Origin of the sequence: Dyella subtropica, from assembly GCF_026283965.1 — a bacterium.
GTDB lineage: Bacteria > Pseudomonadota > Gammaproteobacteria > Xanthomonadales > Rhodanobacteraceae > Dyella_D > Dyella_D subtropica.
On the sequence record NZ_JAPDPD010000001.1, the window covers coordinates 200,421 to 214,973 of the forward strand.

15 protein-coding genes and 2 tRNA genes are annotated in these 14,553 nt (G+C 64.5%); 10 read left to right on the forward strand and 7 right to left on the reverse strand.

Annotation, left to right across the window (positions count from 1 at the left end; genetic code table 11):
• Positions 1–20: 20 nt before the first annotated feature.
• From clpP to OUZ45_RS00840, 4 genes are all read right to left on the reverse strand, one after another.
• Complete coding sequence (gene clpP / locus OUZ45_RS00825; protein WP_266167973.1) at positions 21–650, reverse strand: ATP-dependent Clp endopeptidase proteolytic subunit ClpP; 630 nt, start codon at positions 648–650, stop codon at positions 21–23.
• 40 nt (positions 651–690) lie between these two features.
• Positions 691–1,983, reverse strand: a complete 1,293-nt coding sequence (tig, locus tag OUZ45_RS00830; RefSeq protein WP_266167975.1) for a trigger factor — start codon at positions 1,981–1,983, stop codon at positions 691–693.
• A gap of 77 nt (positions 1,984–2,060) precedes the next feature.
• Positions 2,061–2,145 (reverse strand) — tRNA-Leu (locus OUZ45_RS00835).
• A gap of 239 nt (positions 2,146–2,384) precedes the next feature.
• Positions 2,385–4,337, reverse strand: coding sequence for a formylglycine-generating enzyme family protein (locus OUZ45_RS00840; RefSeq protein ID WP_266167976.1), 1,953 nt, complete (start codon positions 4,335–4,337; stop codon positions 2,385–2,387).
• A 108-nt stretch (positions 4,338–4,445) separates the two neighbouring features.
• Between OUZ45_RS00840 and OUZ45_RS00845 the strand changes: the two genes are divergently transcribed.
• From OUZ45_RS00845 to OUZ45_RS00860, 4 genes are all read left to right on the forward strand, one after another.
• Entirely contained in the window at positions 4,446–5,561 is a 1,116-nt protein-coding gene (locus OUZ45_RS00845; protein ID WP_266167977.1) for a ribonuclease D, read from the forward strand.
• 63 nt (positions 5,562–5,624) lie between these two features.
• Positions 5,625–5,700, forward strand: a tRNA-Ala gene (locus OUZ45_RS00850).
• A 237-nt stretch (positions 5,701–5,937) separates the two neighbouring features.
• On the forward strand, positions 5,938–7,239 hold the full coding sequence (locus tag OUZ45_RS00855) for a DUF5690 family protein (RefSeq protein WP_266167979.1): 1,302 nt from the start codon (positions 5,938–5,940) through the stop codon (positions 7,237–7,239).
• Between the two features lie 244 nt (positions 7,240–7,483).
• Positions 7,484–7,960, forward strand: a complete 477-nt coding sequence (locus OUZ45_RS00860) for a RidA family protein (RefSeq protein WP_266167980.1) — start codon at positions 7,484–7,486, stop codon at positions 7,958–7,960.
• A 64-nt stretch (positions 7,961–8,024) separates the two neighbouring features.
• Here the strand turns inward: OUZ45_RS00860 and phnN are convergent, their stop codons facing one another.
• Genes phnN through phnF form a run of 3 tightly spaced genes read right to left on the reverse strand, consistent with a single transcriptional unit; the run spans position 8,025 to position 9,960 of the window.
• Complete coding sequence (gene phnN, locus OUZ45_RS00865) at positions 8,025–8,570, reverse strand: phosphonate metabolism protein/1,5-bisphosphokinase (PRPP-forming) PhnN (protein WP_266167981.1); 546 nt, start codon at positions 8,568–8,570, stop codon at positions 8,025–8,027.
• Positions 8,567–9,229: a DUF1045 domain-containing protein gene (locus OUZ45_RS00870; protein WP_266167983.1), complete on the reverse strand. Its 663-nt coding sequence runs from the start codon at positions 9,227–9,229 to the stop codon at positions 8,567–8,569. Before OUZ45_RS00870 ends, phnN begins: the two co-directional genes overlap by 4 nt.
• Positions 9,229–9,960, reverse strand: a complete 732-nt coding sequence (gene phnF, locus OUZ45_RS00875) for a phosphonate metabolism transcriptional regulator PhnF (protein ID WP_266167985.1) — start codon at positions 9,958–9,960, stop codon at positions 9,229–9,231. The genes OUZ45_RS00870 and phnF overlap by 1 nt, the downstream gene beginning before the upstream one ends.
• A gap of 137 nt (positions 9,961–10,097) precedes the next feature.
• On the opposite strand from phnF, the gene phnG reads away from it, so the two are divergent.
• The 6 genes from phnG to phnL are packed head-to-tail and all read left to right on the forward strand — an operon-like array spanning position 10,098 to position 14,545.
• Complete coding sequence (gene phnG, locus OUZ45_RS00880) at positions 10,098–10,544, forward strand: phosphonate C-P lyase system protein PhnG (protein ID WP_266167986.1); 447 nt, start codon at positions 10,098–10,100, stop codon at positions 10,542–10,544.
• The gene (phnH, locus tag OUZ45_RS00885; protein WP_266167987.1) at positions 10,541–11,119 is read left to right on the forward strand and encodes a phosphonate C-P lyase system protein PhnH; all 579 of its coding nucleotides are present in this window, start codon (positions 10,541–10,543) and stop codon (positions 11,117–11,119) included. The genes phnG and phnH overlap by 4 nt, the downstream gene beginning before the upstream one ends.
• Positions 11,120–12,205 carry a carbon-phosphorus lyase complex subunit gene (locus OUZ45_RS00890; RefSeq protein ID WP_266167988.1) on the forward strand — a complete coding sequence of 362 codons (1,086 nt, stop codon included), beginning with the start codon at positions 11,120–11,122 and terminating at the stop codon, positions 12,203–12,205. It abuts the gene before it with no gap.
• Positions 12,202–13,068 carry an alpha-D-ribose 1-methylphosphonate 5-phosphate C-P-lyase PhnJ gene (locus OUZ45_RS00895; RefSeq protein ID WP_266167989.1) on the forward strand — a complete coding sequence of 289 codons (867 nt, stop codon included), beginning with the start codon at positions 12,202–12,204 and terminating at the stop codon, positions 13,066–13,068. Before OUZ45_RS00890 ends, OUZ45_RS00895 begins: the two co-directional genes overlap by 4 nt.
• Positions 13,065–13,835: a phosphonate C-P lyase system protein PhnK gene (gene phnK, locus OUZ45_RS00900; RefSeq protein ID WP_266167990.1), complete on the forward strand. Its 771-nt coding sequence runs from the start codon at positions 13,065–13,067 to the stop codon at positions 13,833–13,835. The genes OUZ45_RS00895 and phnK overlap by 4 nt, the downstream gene beginning before the upstream one ends.
• Positions 13,832–14,545 (forward strand): phosphonate C-P lyase system protein PhnL, encoded by a 714-nt coding sequence (gene phnL, locus OUZ45_RS00905; protein ID WP_266167991.1) that lies wholly within the window; start codon positions 13,832–13,834, stop codon positions 14,543–14,545. Before phnK ends, phnL begins: the two co-directional genes overlap by 4 nt.
• Positions 14,546–14,553: the final 8 nt, after the last annotated feature.

Here is a 14,553-nt window from a genome sequence, read left to right on the forward strand (position 1 = left end):
AGCTCTATAACGGCCGCAAATCAGGCCGACTTGACCGTCTCGCCGGCGCGCCGGTCGAGGACCGAGTCGATCAGACCGTACTCGCGGGCGGCCTCGGCACTCATAAAACGGTCGCGTTCCATGTCCCGCTCGATCTTGTCCAGCGGTTGGCCGGTATGTTGCACATAGATGTCGTTCAGGCGGCGACGCAGGTACAGAATTTCCTGCGCCTGGATCTCGATGTCGGTCGCCTGACCACGGGCACCGCCCGACGGCTGATGGATCATCACGCGCGAATTGGGCAGCGAGTACCGCTTGCCCTTGGCGCCAGCCATCAGCAACAACGAGGCCGCACTGCAGGCCTGGCCGATGCACATGGTGCTGACGTCGGGCTTGACGAACTGCATGGTGTCGTAGATCGCCAGCCCGGCGGTGACGGCACCGCCAGGGCTGTTGATGTACAGATGGATGTCCTTGTCCGGATTCTCGGATTCAAGGAACAGCATCTGCGCGACCAGCAGGTTGGCAACCTGATCGTTGACCTCGCCGACGAGGAAGATCACACGCTCCTTCAGCAGGCGCGAGTAGATGTCGTACGAGCGCTCGCCGCGAGCGGTCTGCTCGACAACGATGGGTACCAGGTTGAGGTTCTGGATTGGATCCATGGCCATGCTTGTCGCTCTCCGGTTGATGGGCCTGATCTTATAGGGCTCAGGCGCTGACCGGGCGCATCACGTCGTCGAAGCTCAGGTTCTCGTCGGTGGTCTTGGCGTGTTCCGCCACCCACACGGCCACCTGGTCTTCCATCACGCGGTTCTGCAGCCCGGACATCAGTTGGGGGTCGCCGTTGTAGAGTTCAATGACCTTTTCCGGCTCCTCGTAGGTCGAGGCGATCGCCGCTAGCTGTTCGGCGACGCGGGTGCGGTCCAGCTTCAACTCCTGCTTGCGGGCGATCTCACCCATCAGCAGGCCGGCAATGACGCGCTTGCGGGCGACCGGCGTAGCCGCTTCGATCAGCTGCGGCGGCGGCTGCTGGCCACGCGGCACGCTGCCGGCGGCGAGGTTCTGGGCCTCCGACTGCACCATCACATTCGGCACGTCCAGCGACGGATGGGCGTCGGCCAGCTTCTCGGCCACTTCGGACTTCAGACGCGCCATCAGCGTGGCCTTCAATTCGCGCTCGAGGTTGGCGCGCACTTCCTTGCGGAAGTTTTCCAGGTTGCCGTCGGTGATGCCGAACAGCTTGGCGAACTCGCCGTCGACGGCGGGGAGCTTAGGCTCCTGCACCTTCACGATCTTGAAGCTGACCTTGGCGTTCTGGCCGGCCAGCTTGTCGTTGCGGAAATCCGCCGGGAAGACGATCTCGCTTTCGAAGGTCTCGTCGGTCTTGCGACCCGTCAGCGCCTCGTCCAGCGCCTTGAACAGAGTGCCCGAGCCCAGCACGCTACCGGCGCGCTCCAGACCTTCGGTCGGGAAGCGGTAATCACCGGCTTCGGCCGAGTACTCGAACATCACAAAGTCGCCCTCAGCGGAAGCGCGCTCCACCGGGTCGAAGCTACGGCGCTGGGCGCGCAGGGTCTCGATCATCTTTTCGATATCGGCGTCGGTCACTTCCGCCACCGGGCGCTTGATATCCAACGCGGCCACGTCGACGTCCGGGAACTCCGGCATGATCTCGAAGGTAGCGGTATAGGTGATTTCGCCGTTTTCCGGACGACCGGTGGTATCCACTGCCGGATTGGCGATCGGGCGCAGCTTCTCCTGCTCCACCGCCTCGCGCAGCGTGGTGCCGATGAGGTCGGACAACACCTCGCCACGGACCTGCGCGCCAAAACGCTGCTGGATCACCGTGGTGGGCACCTTGCCCGGACGGAAGCCTTTCAGGCGCACCGTGCGGCCCATTTCCGCGATACGCGCAGTCACCTGCGTCTCGAAGCGCTCTGCGGGGAATTTCACCGTGAGCTTGCGCTCGAGCTTGCCGACGTTTTCAACCGAAACCTGCATGACGTCTCCTGGAGTACCTGAAAGTGCGCCCGTCACAGGCGCTCGGCGGCCCCCGGCCGCCTGCAAAAACAAAGGGATGGTGCGAAAGGCGGGACTCGAACCCGCACGGGATTAACCGCCAGAACCTAAATCTGGTGCGTCTACCAATTCCGCCACTTTCGCATCAGCGCAACCGTGAGGAGATGCCCACAAGCCACGGATTTCAAAGAAGATTGTCGCGAACAAAAAGCCCGCAAGCCACTCCCGCCCCGTATCCGAGCACCTCGCCCTAAGTCGATGATTCCCTTACACGAAAGCGGGCCATTTTACGGTTGCGCATGGCGGCAACACAAGGGAATCCGCGGAGCGCACCGCCGTCAAGCGAAGACATTGAATGTAGAGTGTTTCCGAGCGGCGGCAATCTAAAGCTCACGCAAAACGCGAAACCCGACACGGCCGCTACGCACGCCACCCTCTGCCCCCTGGCGATAGGCGGAACGCACCTGCTCCGGCGAACTGCCCCAGGAACCGCCGCGCACGACGCGCACCGAACAACCCGGATTGACCCAGGCACTGCCATCCAGCGGCGCGCGAATGTAGTTGTCGTGCCAGCAGTCCTGGACCCAAGCGGACACATTGCCGTTGATGTCGTACAAACCATACGGATTCGCCTCGAAGCTCATCACCGGCGCCGGCCCCCAATAACCGTCCCGATAATTGGCGAACGCGTTGCTCCAGCGCCGCCCGCTCTGCGAGCGGTCCCCGCTGCCGGTGAGGTTCTCCACCTTGCGGGTCGGCGTGCCATTGCCCCACCAGTAGCGGGTGGTCGTGCCCCCGCGCAAGGCGTATTCGAACTCCGCCTCGCTGGGCAGGCGATAACGCTTGCCGGTGCGCTGACTGAGCCAGTCGGCATAAGCCTTGGCGTCGTTCCACGACACGTTGACCACCGGTAGTTTGTCTTCGCTCGTCGAGCGGCCGGCGTAATCGCTCTGCCAACTGGCTTCAGGATCGTCGCGCATGGCGCCACTGCGCTCGTCGTAGACGCTGGCGCCGCCCAGTTTGATCGAATCTGGCTGATAACCGCTGGCGCGAACGAAGTCGCGAAACTGCCCGATGGTGATATCGGCGCGCGACATGGCAAATCCCTTGGCGATCGTCACCTGATGCTGCGGCATCTCAGCGTCGTTGCGCCCCGGCTCGTCGTCGGGCGCGCCCATGGTAAAGCTGCCCGTAGGGATCACCACCATGGCCGGCGTCTGCCCCGGCAGATCAACGTAACGGTCGTTGAAGACCTGGCCGGGCTTATAGCTCGAATAAAGCCTCGCGTTGGTCAGGCGCTCCTGAAAATCGCTGAGGCCCGGAACATCCTCGCTGATGTCCTTGGCCTGCCCCGCCAACTGTTGAGCCAACGCCAGATTGCCCGCATCGAGCGCAGAGCGCGCCTGCGCCAATACGCCCGTGGCTTTTTGATGACGGATGCCATCGACACGGCCCTGCACGTCCTGCAACGGCTGCGAGCCCGGGAGAATGGTGCCGGCCTCCGTCAACGCGTCGCTCGCACCCTTGAAATCATTCTGCGCCACGGCGGCCAACGCGCGATCAAGCACCGCGCGCTGCACCTGGGAAATGCCCTGACCAGCTATCGCGTTATCGGCGTCAAGTTGCTGCACCTGCCGATACAACTCCAGCGCATTCCCGCCCTTGGGTTGATCGACCTTGCCTTGCTGCAGCAGGTTTGCCGCCTTGGCCAGCATCGGACGCACCTGGGCCAGTGTTTTCATCTTGGTTTCCAGCTGAGCTACTTCCTCCTGGCTACCGGGCAGGGGCTTGAGTTCATTGAGCAACTCCATGGCCGCATCGGCATCGCCCACAGCAATGTCCTGGCCAATCTCGGCCACCAGTCGCGCACGCACCTCATACATGCCTTGCGCAGCGCGTCGGCTATCCGGCTTCAGTTGGAGCGCCTCGGTGTAGAGCGCAGCCGCACCCTCCTTATCGCCTACGAGTTGGCCGCCGCGCAGCGCCTTGCCGGCTCGATCAAGCAGTGCTTCCACTTCAGGCGTATCAGCGCTCAGTTGCTCAGGCAGATGCGTATTCTTGTTGCCGGTGCGGGCCACGATCACATCGGTCGGCGCCAACGTAAGCGGCGGACCCGCGTCGACCTCGGCTTGCGAGGAAAGCGGTGCCGGTAGGCGCGCGCCACTCGATGCGGCCGACACCGGCCCCAGATTCATACCGCGCTGGGTAGACACCCGGGTCGGATCGACATGAAACACGCGCGGAAAGAAGTGATAGACCAGCGCCATGCTGAGCACGATCACGCCAACCGCCCCGCCCATGGTGCGCTGACGTCGTACGGTTTCCTTGCTTGGCATGGTTGGGCGTCCTTGGGCGGCCTGCTATGGTGCTCCGCTAAACATAGGCACAAACCCCTGACAGGACAATGAGCGACATCACCTGACAGGCATCCCAAGGAAGCTTGAATGCAACTCCCCCCCACACCGGCGGCGGACTGGATCACCAGCCGCGATGCACTCGAGCAGTGGCTCACTGCACTGCCCGCCGATGCTGCGCTCGATCTCGATACCGAGTTCATGCGCCGAAACACCTTCTATCCACAACTGGCCCTACTCCAACTCGGCTGGCACGAGCGCTACGCGCTGGTCGATCCACTCGCGTTCGAAATTGGCGACGCCTTGCGCCCGCTGCTCGGCCAGAGCGACGCCATCACCGTGATGCATAGCGCCAGCGAAGATCTCGAAGCGCTCGCCCCCCTGCTGCCGGGCGGCCCGCGCCAGCTGTTCGACACGCAGATCGCCGCCGCTTTCGTCGGCATGGGCCTGGGCATCAGCTATCGCGCCCTGGTTGCCGAACTGGTCGGTACCGAACTCGACAAGGGCGAAACCCGCTCTGATTGGATGCAGCGTCCACTCACCGACTCCCAGCGCGCCTACGCCACCCTGGACGTGGTCTACCTCAAGCCAGTGCATGAGCAACTGACCGAGCGCCTGATCCAACGCGACCGCACCGCATGGCATGCGGAAGACTGCGAACGCCTCAAGCGACGCTCCTGCTTCCGCGAAGGCGATCCGCAACCGCAGGAAGGCTTCCGCGGCGCCGCCGACTGGCAACCAGCACAACAAGCACGGCTGCGCCGCATCCTGCTATGGCGCGACCGCGCCGCCCGCCAACTCGACAAGCCGCGACCATGGTTGCTGGAAGACGCCCTGGTGATGAACCTGGCCCAGCAACCACCGCTCAGCGCATCGGATCTGGAGCAGCGAAGCCGCGGTCAGCGCGCCCTGCGCTCGCCACAGCGTGCCGAACTACTCGATCTGCTTGCCACGCCGATCACCGACGATGACATCGCCGCCACCACCGCCATCCCCGGCATGCCACAGGGCGACGCCAAGAAAGCCCTGGCCGCCATGAAAGATCAGGTGGACGCGCTCGCTATCGAACTCGACCTGCCACCCGGCCTGCTATGCCCGCGCAAAGTGCTGGAGGAATACGTCGTCACCCAGCGCTGGCCCGAATTCCTCGAAGGCTGGCGTCGCGAGCCACTGCATGGGCGCCTCAACCGACTGTTGCCGGGCTGATTCACGACATAGCCAGGGGCTTGGCGGATACCGGACCCCGCTGCTAACATTCTCCGCTCGCGTGGGGCGGTAGCTCAGCTGGGAGAGCGCTGCGTTCGCAATGCAGAGGTCGGGAGTTCGATCCTCCTCCGCTCCACCACTTCATCCAGCCAAAACAGCGCTTCGTGCCTCACGAAGCGCTGTTTTGCTTTTGGGGGATGCTCTCTTCCCTTCGCTCATTTCGCAGCGAATATCCACTCAACGACCTCCCGCCGGACAGCCCTGATCAGGCGCCAGCAAACACCCAGCGACAATAACCCCGAGCCGCCTAGACATCGCCACGGCGCTGTAACCTGCCCCCCGCACCCTGCAGGCATTCCCGTCGAGGACTGCCTGCGTGCGTTCCACCTCCCTGTCTTCCAGCCATCGTCCGCATCCGATGATGGTCAATCTGCTGGCTGGCAGTGCCGCCTTCCTGGCCTATGCGTCGATGTATGCGTTCCGCAAGCCGTTCACCGCGGCGGCGTTCGAGGGTATGCATTTTGCGGGCGTGGATTACAAAGTCTGGCTGGTGATCGCCCAGGTGCTGGGTTACATGCTCAGCAAGGTACGCGGCATCACCTGGATCGCGGAAATGCAGCGTCACAGCCGTGCCCGCGCGCTGGCGGGATTGATCGGCTTCGCTTGGCTCGCGCTGTTTGGCTTTGCCGTGTTACCGGCGCCGTGGAACATCGCCTGCCTGTTCCTCAACGGCTTGCCGCTCGGCATGGTCTGGGGCGTGATCTTCGGTTACCTGGAAGGACGCCGCGGCACCGAGATGATGGCGGCCTTCATGTGCGCCAGCTTCATCGTCGGCTCGGGCGTGGTGAAGTCGGTCGGCATGTGGCTGATGGTGAGCCATGGCGTGAGCGAGTTCTGGATGCCGTTCGCCACCGGCATGCTATTCATCCCGCTGCTGTGCCTGGCGGTATGGATGCTGGAACGCCTGCCCGCACCCGACGCCGCGGATATCGCCGAACGCCATACCCGCGTGCCTATGGATGCCAACACTCGCCGCGCCTTTCTTGCCCGCTTTCTTCCCGGCGTGGCGTTGATCGTGATCGCCTATGTGTCACTCACCATGGCACGCGATTTTCGCGACAACTTCGCCGCTGAAATCTGGGCGGACCTGGGACGCGGCGGCAATGCCTCGGTGTTCACCGCCACCGAAGTACCGATTGCGATCGCGGTGCTGCTGATCACCGCCTGCACCATGCTCGTGCGCGACAACTTCAAAGCGCTGATGCTCAACCACCTGCTGATCTTCACCGGCTTCGCCACCGCCTTACTGGCGACCTGGCTCTACCATCGCGGCCTGCTGCAGCCGCTGGGCTGGATCGGCGGCAGCGGCTTCGGTCTTTACCTGGCCTATGTGCCGTACAACTCCACGTTCTTCGAGCGCATGCTGGCCACCTTCCGCGTCACCGGCAATGTGGGCTTTGTGATGTATATCGCCGATGCCAGTGGCTACATGGGCAGCGTCGCTGTGATTCTCGCCAAGCAGTTCGGCGGCATGCATTTGTCCTGGGCGACGTTCTATGCAGATACCGTGGTGACGCTCTCCAGCCTCGGCATGCTCGTTACGCTGACCTCGGCCATGTACTTCCGCGCCAAAGCCCGACGCGCCCGTATGCCCATGGGTCTGCCCACACCGGCCTAAAGTATCCATTCCTTGTAGGAGCCCACCCTGTGGGCGACAGCCCTGCGTTAGCAGGGCCATTGCTGAACAGAGCGCGGCCCTTCCGGGCCGTTTCACTCGGGCCATCCATGGCCCTCACCCTACGGGCGGCTAGCGCCGTGCAAACCGGCAGTCCTGCCGGTTTGTCGCGCACAGGGTGCGCTCCTACGGTGAAGGCTCGTGCAAGCCTTGGCTATGATGCAGCTCCCCCAGTCAGGAGTGTGCCGTGCCCCGTCTCTCCGCTCTCTGCTGTGCTCTATTCGGCCTGATGGCCGTTGCTCCAGCCATGGCAAGTGATTCGCCCGCCGGCATTCATCACCTCAATCCGGCGGGCCTGTCCAAACCGACGGGCTATACCCACGTCGTCGAAGTACCGAACACTGGCCGCACCCTGTATCTCTCCGGACAGATCGCTCTGGATGCCCAGGGAAAACTGATAGGCGCCGGCGATTTCGCCAAACAGGCGGATCAAGTTTTCGCGAATATCAAGACGGCGCTGGAAGCGTCAGGCGCCAGCTTCGACAACGTAGTGAAGTTGAATATGTACGTCACCGACATGTCGCAACTACAGGCCTTGCGCACAGCCCGCGACAAATACATCAACACGCGGCACCCGCCGGCGAGCACGCTGGTGGAGGTGAGCAAGCTCGCCAGGGAAGGTTTGCTGCTGGAAATCGAAGCTGTGGCGGTAGTGCCGCAGTAGCAGCGCCTCAAAGAACCTCTCTTTGCTCGTCCATGACGAGCTCGGTGCCACTGGCAACACCACTTCAATGGCGTTGCCGGATCGCATCCAGCAATGTAGCGCCGGCCTCCGCGAGGCTGCCGTCGTTGCGGATCACCAGCGCGTTCGGTGGCACCTGATAAGCGTCGCTGCGTACGAGGCGTGCGGCGATATCCGCCTCGCTTTCGCGTCCGCGTGCGGCAAGACGCTTGGCCATACACTCCTGACTGGCCGTAATCAGCACCGGCTGCATATCCGGAAAGCGCTCGCATGCCTGCTCGTAAATACCGCGCGAACCATTGACCAGCACATCGGCGCCGCGCGCCATCCACTGCTCGACCTCGCGCCCAATACCGTAGTGCAGCCCGTGCGCCTGCCAGGTCAACACGAACAAGCCTCGCTCGGCGCGCAACTGGAACTCAGCCTCGCTCAGCGCCACGTGGTTCTCGCCTCCCGCATGCGCCGGCCGTGTGATGTAGCGATGCGCGCACAACACGCCATGTGAGATGCCGTGCTCGCGCACCCAGCTCAACACGCTGTCCTTGCCAGCACCCGAGGGGCCCATCACGTAGTACAGCCGACCGATGCTCATGCCACCGGCTCCGTGCGCAGCGATATCCGTTCGACCACAGTGAACGGCGCCCCTGGCGCAGCCTCCTGGCAGATGGCCAGGGCATCCATCTTGGCAGGCCCCAGCTTCGCGACGAGTGGTGCCAGCCAGTCGCGCATGCTGCGCTCTTCAGCTGCCGTGGCGGGCGCGGAAAGCGTCATATGAAAGCGGTAGCGGTCAAGCACGTAGGGATATCCGTAGCGATGGAGCAACGTCAGTTCGGCGGCATCGAGCCCCTTGGCGCGACGCTGGAGCGCTCCGTCCGGCAAGGGCGCACATAGCGATTCCAAGGCGTGCAGACAGGCGGCGGCGAGCGCATCCACCGCGGCGCTGTCGCTATGCGGGCGCAAGGCAAGGAAGCCAGCCAGTCGATCGAGTTGCAGCGGCAGCGCAAAGGCATTCATGGTGCTGGCGATGTTGAAAACGGCCGCGCGCAGATCCGCATAGACCACACCAGCCGACAGCGCAAACGGCGCGCGCATCGTGGCGTGCCAGCCGTAACGGCGGACATCGGAGAGCAGTTCGTCCATACGCCTGGGCGAAATCGCCGGAACGGCCTCGGCCGCCCCTGTCAGCCAGCTATCGCCAAAACGCCCCAGCTCGCTGTCTTCGGCCGGGCAGTAGTAAATCGCGTAGCGCATCACTCGTCCGCCATCAGCACCAGTTGCACCCAGTCGCCGGAGAAACTCGACACACCGTACTGCACCGGCATGCCGCGCGTATCGGCATTGATCGACAGCACATGCAGCACTGGCCGATTCGGCGGCTGCTTCATCAGGCGCGCCGTTTCCGCATCGGGTAGGCGCGCCGAGACGCGGGTGTGCTTGCGCACGTAGTCGCTCACACCGAACTCGGCCAGCGTGCGCGTGACGGACAGCATGCGCCGGTACACCGACGGCAGACCCGGAAAGCGCGCCGCCGGAAAATAAGCGGAGCTGCGTTCGACGACATGCCCATCCGCATGGCTCAAGGTATCGATGCGGAAGACATGCTCGTGCCGCCCCAACCCCAAGGCTTCCGCCACGGGCGCAGGCGCCACTTCGCGCGCATCGCCGAGGAATTCGATATCGGCCTCGATGTTGAGGTTGCGCATGTTCTGAGTGAATCGCGTGCGGCGACTGATCGCATAATCCAGCGTGTGCTCCTGCACAAAGGTGCCGCGCCCCTGTTCCGTGCGCACCAGGTTGCGCTGTTCCAGCGCCGCGATGGCACGACGCACGGTGTGGCGGTTCACATCGAATCGCTCCGCCAGCTCCTGCGCGGAGGGCAGCTGCTCGCCCTGGCGCACGCGCCCCTTGAGGATGTCATCGGCGAGGATCTCGCCGATCTGGCTCCACAACGCCACACCTCGCCCTCGTTCGACCTCACCCATACCACTCGCCTCGCTTGTCTATTCACCGTCACGGCAGCGGCACGTTGGCCTGCTGGAATGTTTCGCAACGAAGCCAGCCGTGCTGCGCTCCGCCCTGTCTAGATAACTAGACATTTGTGACAAACCCGGGAATAGACATGGACACCTCTCCACACCTGGCGCGCCCGCAATGGATGTCGTTGCTGGCACAAGCCGAACCGGCCGAACTGGCCGCCGCCATGGCGCCGCTCGCGCCGCCCGCCGATGCGACTTGGCTGCGTCCGCCGCAAACCGGCCTGTACATGCTGCGCGGCCGCATTGGCGGCACCGGCCCACAATTCAATCTGGGCGAAGTCAGCGTCACCCGCTGCAGCGTGCAGATCGACGGCCGCATCGGCCATGCCTGGGTACGCGGCGGCGACACGCGGCACGCTGAGCTGGCGGCCTGCGCCGACGCATGGCTGCAGGACAGCGACAAGCACACCCAGCTGAGTGCGCAGGTACTGGAGCCTTTGCGCCAGTCGCTGCAGGCCCGTCGCGAAGCGGCCAGCCGCAAGGCCGCGGCGAGTAAGGTGGAATTCTTCACCGTGGTGCGAGGCGAATGATGCTTGCCGCTTTCGACCACCCCGTTTTCGACAGCCAGCGCAACTTCCGCGAACTGCTGCAGGCCATGGCGCGCCCGGCCATGCCGCGCACCTTGCCCGTGCTGCCGCCCGCCCCCGCGCCGGCCACGCCCGCTGCCATGGCCGTGCTGCTGACGCTTTGCGATACGAGCACCACCGTGTGGTTGCAGCAGCCCCATGACGCACTGGCGCAGCATCTGCGCTTCCATACCGGCGCGCGTCTGGTACAGGAACCGGCCGAAGCCGACTTCGCACTCATCAGCGACCCACAAACGATGCCACCGCTGACCGCGTTTGCCCTGGGCGATTCGCGCTATCCGGATCGGTCGGCCAGCCTGGTGCTGCAAGTGGAGGGCTTCCATCCCGGCACCGGCTACCGCTTCGCCGGCCCCGGCATCCGCGACACCGAGCGTGTGCGCATCGACGGTCTGCCGGAGCGCTTCTGGACGGAACGCGCCGCGCTGGCGCCGCGGTTTCCGCTGGGCATCGATCTGTACTTCGTCGCCGCGCAGAACGTTCTCGCGCTGCCGCGCACGACCCGCAAGCTGGAGGATTGAATGTACGTTGCCGTGAAAGGCGGCGAGCGGGCCATCGCCCGTTCGCTGGAACTGCTCGCCGAAGCGCGCCGTGGCGACACCGCCGTGCCGGAACTGGAACTGGTGCAGATTCGCCAGCAACTGCGCCTGGGCGTAGCGCGGGTGATGCAGGAAGGTTCGCTGTATGACGAAGAGCTGGCGGCGCTGGCGATCCGCCAGGCCGCGGGCGACCTGCAGGAAGCGATCTTCCTGCTGCGCGCCTACCGCACCACCCTGCCGCGCTTCGGTTACACCGAGCCGCTGACGACTCAGGCGATGCGTGTGCGTCGCCGCGTCTCCGGCACGTTCAAGGACATCCCAGGCGGGCAAGTGCTAGGCCCCACTTATGACTACACGCAGCGCCTGCTGGAGTTCGGTCCCTCCATACAAAACGAAACCGTGGAAGCCGACGAACCTCTTGCTGCTTCGATGCCCCGCGTCCTCGACCTGCTCGACGCCGAGGCACTAATCGAACGCATCGATCCCGGCAGCGATCCGGAGCCCACCGACCTCACCCGCGATCCGCTGATGTTCCCCGCCGACCGCGCCACACGCCTGCAAAATCTCGCGCGCGGCGACGAAGGCTTCCTGCTCGGCATGGCCTATTCCACTCAGCGCGGCTACGCGGAGAGCCATCCGTTCGCGGGCGAGATCCGCATGGGCGAGGTCGATGTGCTGATCTGCCCGGAAGAACTGGGCTTCACCATCGAGATCGGCGAAATCACCCTCACCGAGTGCCAGATGATCAACCAGTTCCATGGCGGCAACGGCGTGCCGCCGCAGTTCACGCGCGGCTATGGCCTGACCATGGGCGAAGGCGAACGCAAGGCGATGGCGATGGCCCTGGTCGATCGGTCGCTGCGTTGCGACGAGCTGGGCGAAGCCGCCTACGCCCCGGCACAGAACCAGGAGTTCGTGCTGTCGCATTCGGACAACGTGGAGGCCTCCGGCTTCGTGCAGCACCTGAAGCTGCCGCACTACGTGGATTTCCAGGCCGAGCTGTCACTGCTGCGCACGCTCAGTGCCCAGCAACGGAAAGCCAGCGCCGGGCAGGAGGCCTTGTCGTGAGCAGCACCTACAACAGCAACGCCTATAACTTCGGCTTCCTCGACGAAAACACCAAGCGCATGCTGCGCCGCGCCCTACTGAAAGCCGTGGCGATCCCCGGCTACCAGGTGCCGTTCGGCAGCCGCGAAATGCCCTTGCCCTACGGCTGGGGCACCGGCGGCATCCAGGTTACCGCCGCCCTGCTGGGTCCGAACGACGTGCTCAAAGTGATCGACCAGGGCGCCGACGACACCACCAATGCCGTCAACATCCGCCGCTTCTTTGGCCGCGTGGCCGGGGTGGCGACCACCGAACGCACCGCCGACGCCAGCGTCATCCAGACCCGCCATCGCATTCCTGAAACACCGCTACGGGAAGATCAACTGCTGGTGTTCCAGGTGCCCGAGCCCGAACCGCTGCGCACGCTGGAACCTCGCGAGGCGGAGACGCGGACGATGCATGCGCTCGCCGACTATGGATTGATGCACGTGAAGTTGTACGAAGACATTGCCCAATACGGCCACATCGCCACCAGTTACGACTACCCCGTGATGGTGGACGGCCGCTTTCTCACCTCGCCCTCACCTATTCCGAAGTTCGACAACCCCAAGCTCGACCGCTCACCCGCACTGATGCTGTTCGGCGCTGGCCGCGAGAAGCGCCTGTACGCCATCCCGCCGTATACGCGCGTGGAAAGCCTGGCCTTCGACGATCACCCGTTCGAGATCCAGCGCTGGGAACACCGTTGCGCCATCTGCAACGCAGGCGACAGCTACCTCGATGAAGTCGTGGTGGACGATCGCGGCACGCGCATGTTCGTCTGCTCCGACACCGACTATTGCAGCCAGCGCAGCGATAACGCGGCGACCGAGGAGGCCGCATGAGCGCCCTGCTGCAAGTGCGTGGACTGAGCCATCACTACGGCCGGCGCATCGGCTGCGAAAACGTGAGCTTCGATCTGCATCCCGGCGAGCTGCTATGCATCGTGGGTGAATCCGGCTCAGGCAAATCCACGCTGCTCAATACCGTGGCGGCACAGCTCACACCGACGGCCGGCGCCGTCCACTATCACCAGAAAAACGGCGACTGGCTCGATCTCGGCGCGCTGAGCGAAGCCGATCGGCGCCGCCTGGCGCGCGAGGAATGGGGTTTCGTCACGCAGAACCCGCGCGACGGTCTGCGCCTGAATGTCAGCGCCGGTGCCAACGTGGCGGAGCGGCTGATGGCCCTGGGCCAACGCGACTATGGCCGCCTACGCGACATCGCGCGCGGCTGGCTGGAGCGGGTGGAGATCGACCCTGCCCGCATCGACGACGCGCCGACCGGTTTCTCCGGCGGCATGCAGCAACGCCTGCAGATCGCCCGCACGCTGGTGACGCAGCCGCGCCTGGTCTTTATGGACGAGCCCACCGCCGGCCTCGACGTCTCCGTGCAGGCGCGCATCCTGGACCTGCTGCGTCGGCTGGTGAACGAGCTGGGACTGGCCGCGATCATGGTCACCCACGATCTCGCCGTGGCGCGGCTGCTCGCCGCACGCACCATCGTGATGCAGGGCGGGCATGTGGTGGAAAGCGGCCTGACCGACCAGATCCTCGACGACCCACAGCACGCCTACACCCAACTACTCGTTTCCTCGGTGCTCACCACATGACCGCTGCCATCGCCTCACCGGCCATGCTCGAACTCCGCGGGCTGGCCAAGTCCTTCGAACTCCACCAGCAACGCGATACGCGGCTGGACGTACTCGACGACATCGACCTCACCTTGCATGCCGGCGAATGCGTCGTGCTGTCCGGCCCCTCCGGCGCCGGCAAGAGCACGCTGCTGCGGGTGATCTACGCCAACTACCGCACCAGCCGCGGTGCGGTGCGCGTGCGCCACGACGGCAACTGGCTCGATTTGGCCGAGGCCACGCCGCATCAGGTGCTGGACGTGCGCCGACGCACCCTCGGCTACGTCAGCCAGTTCCTGCGTGTGATTCCCCGCGTGCCGGCGCTGGATATCGTGGCCGAACCGCTGATCGGTGCAGGTGTTTCCGTCGAAGATGCCCGACAACAAGCGAGCGCGCTGTTGCACCGCCTTAATGTGCCGGAGCGACTGTGGCCACTGCCGCCGGGCACGTTCTCCGGCGGCGAGCAGCAGCGCGTGAATATCGCGCGCGGATTGATCGTGCCGCGCCCCCTGCTATTGCTTGACGAACCCACCGCCTCGCTCGACGCCGGGAATCGTCAGGTGGTTGCCCAATTGCTGGAGGAAGCTCGCAACGCGGGTTCCGCCGTGCTCGGCATTTTCCACGACGAAGACATGCGCGACCGCGTTGCCACCCGTCTTTTCCCGATGCGCCCGATGGCGCTGGCCTGATCCTTACT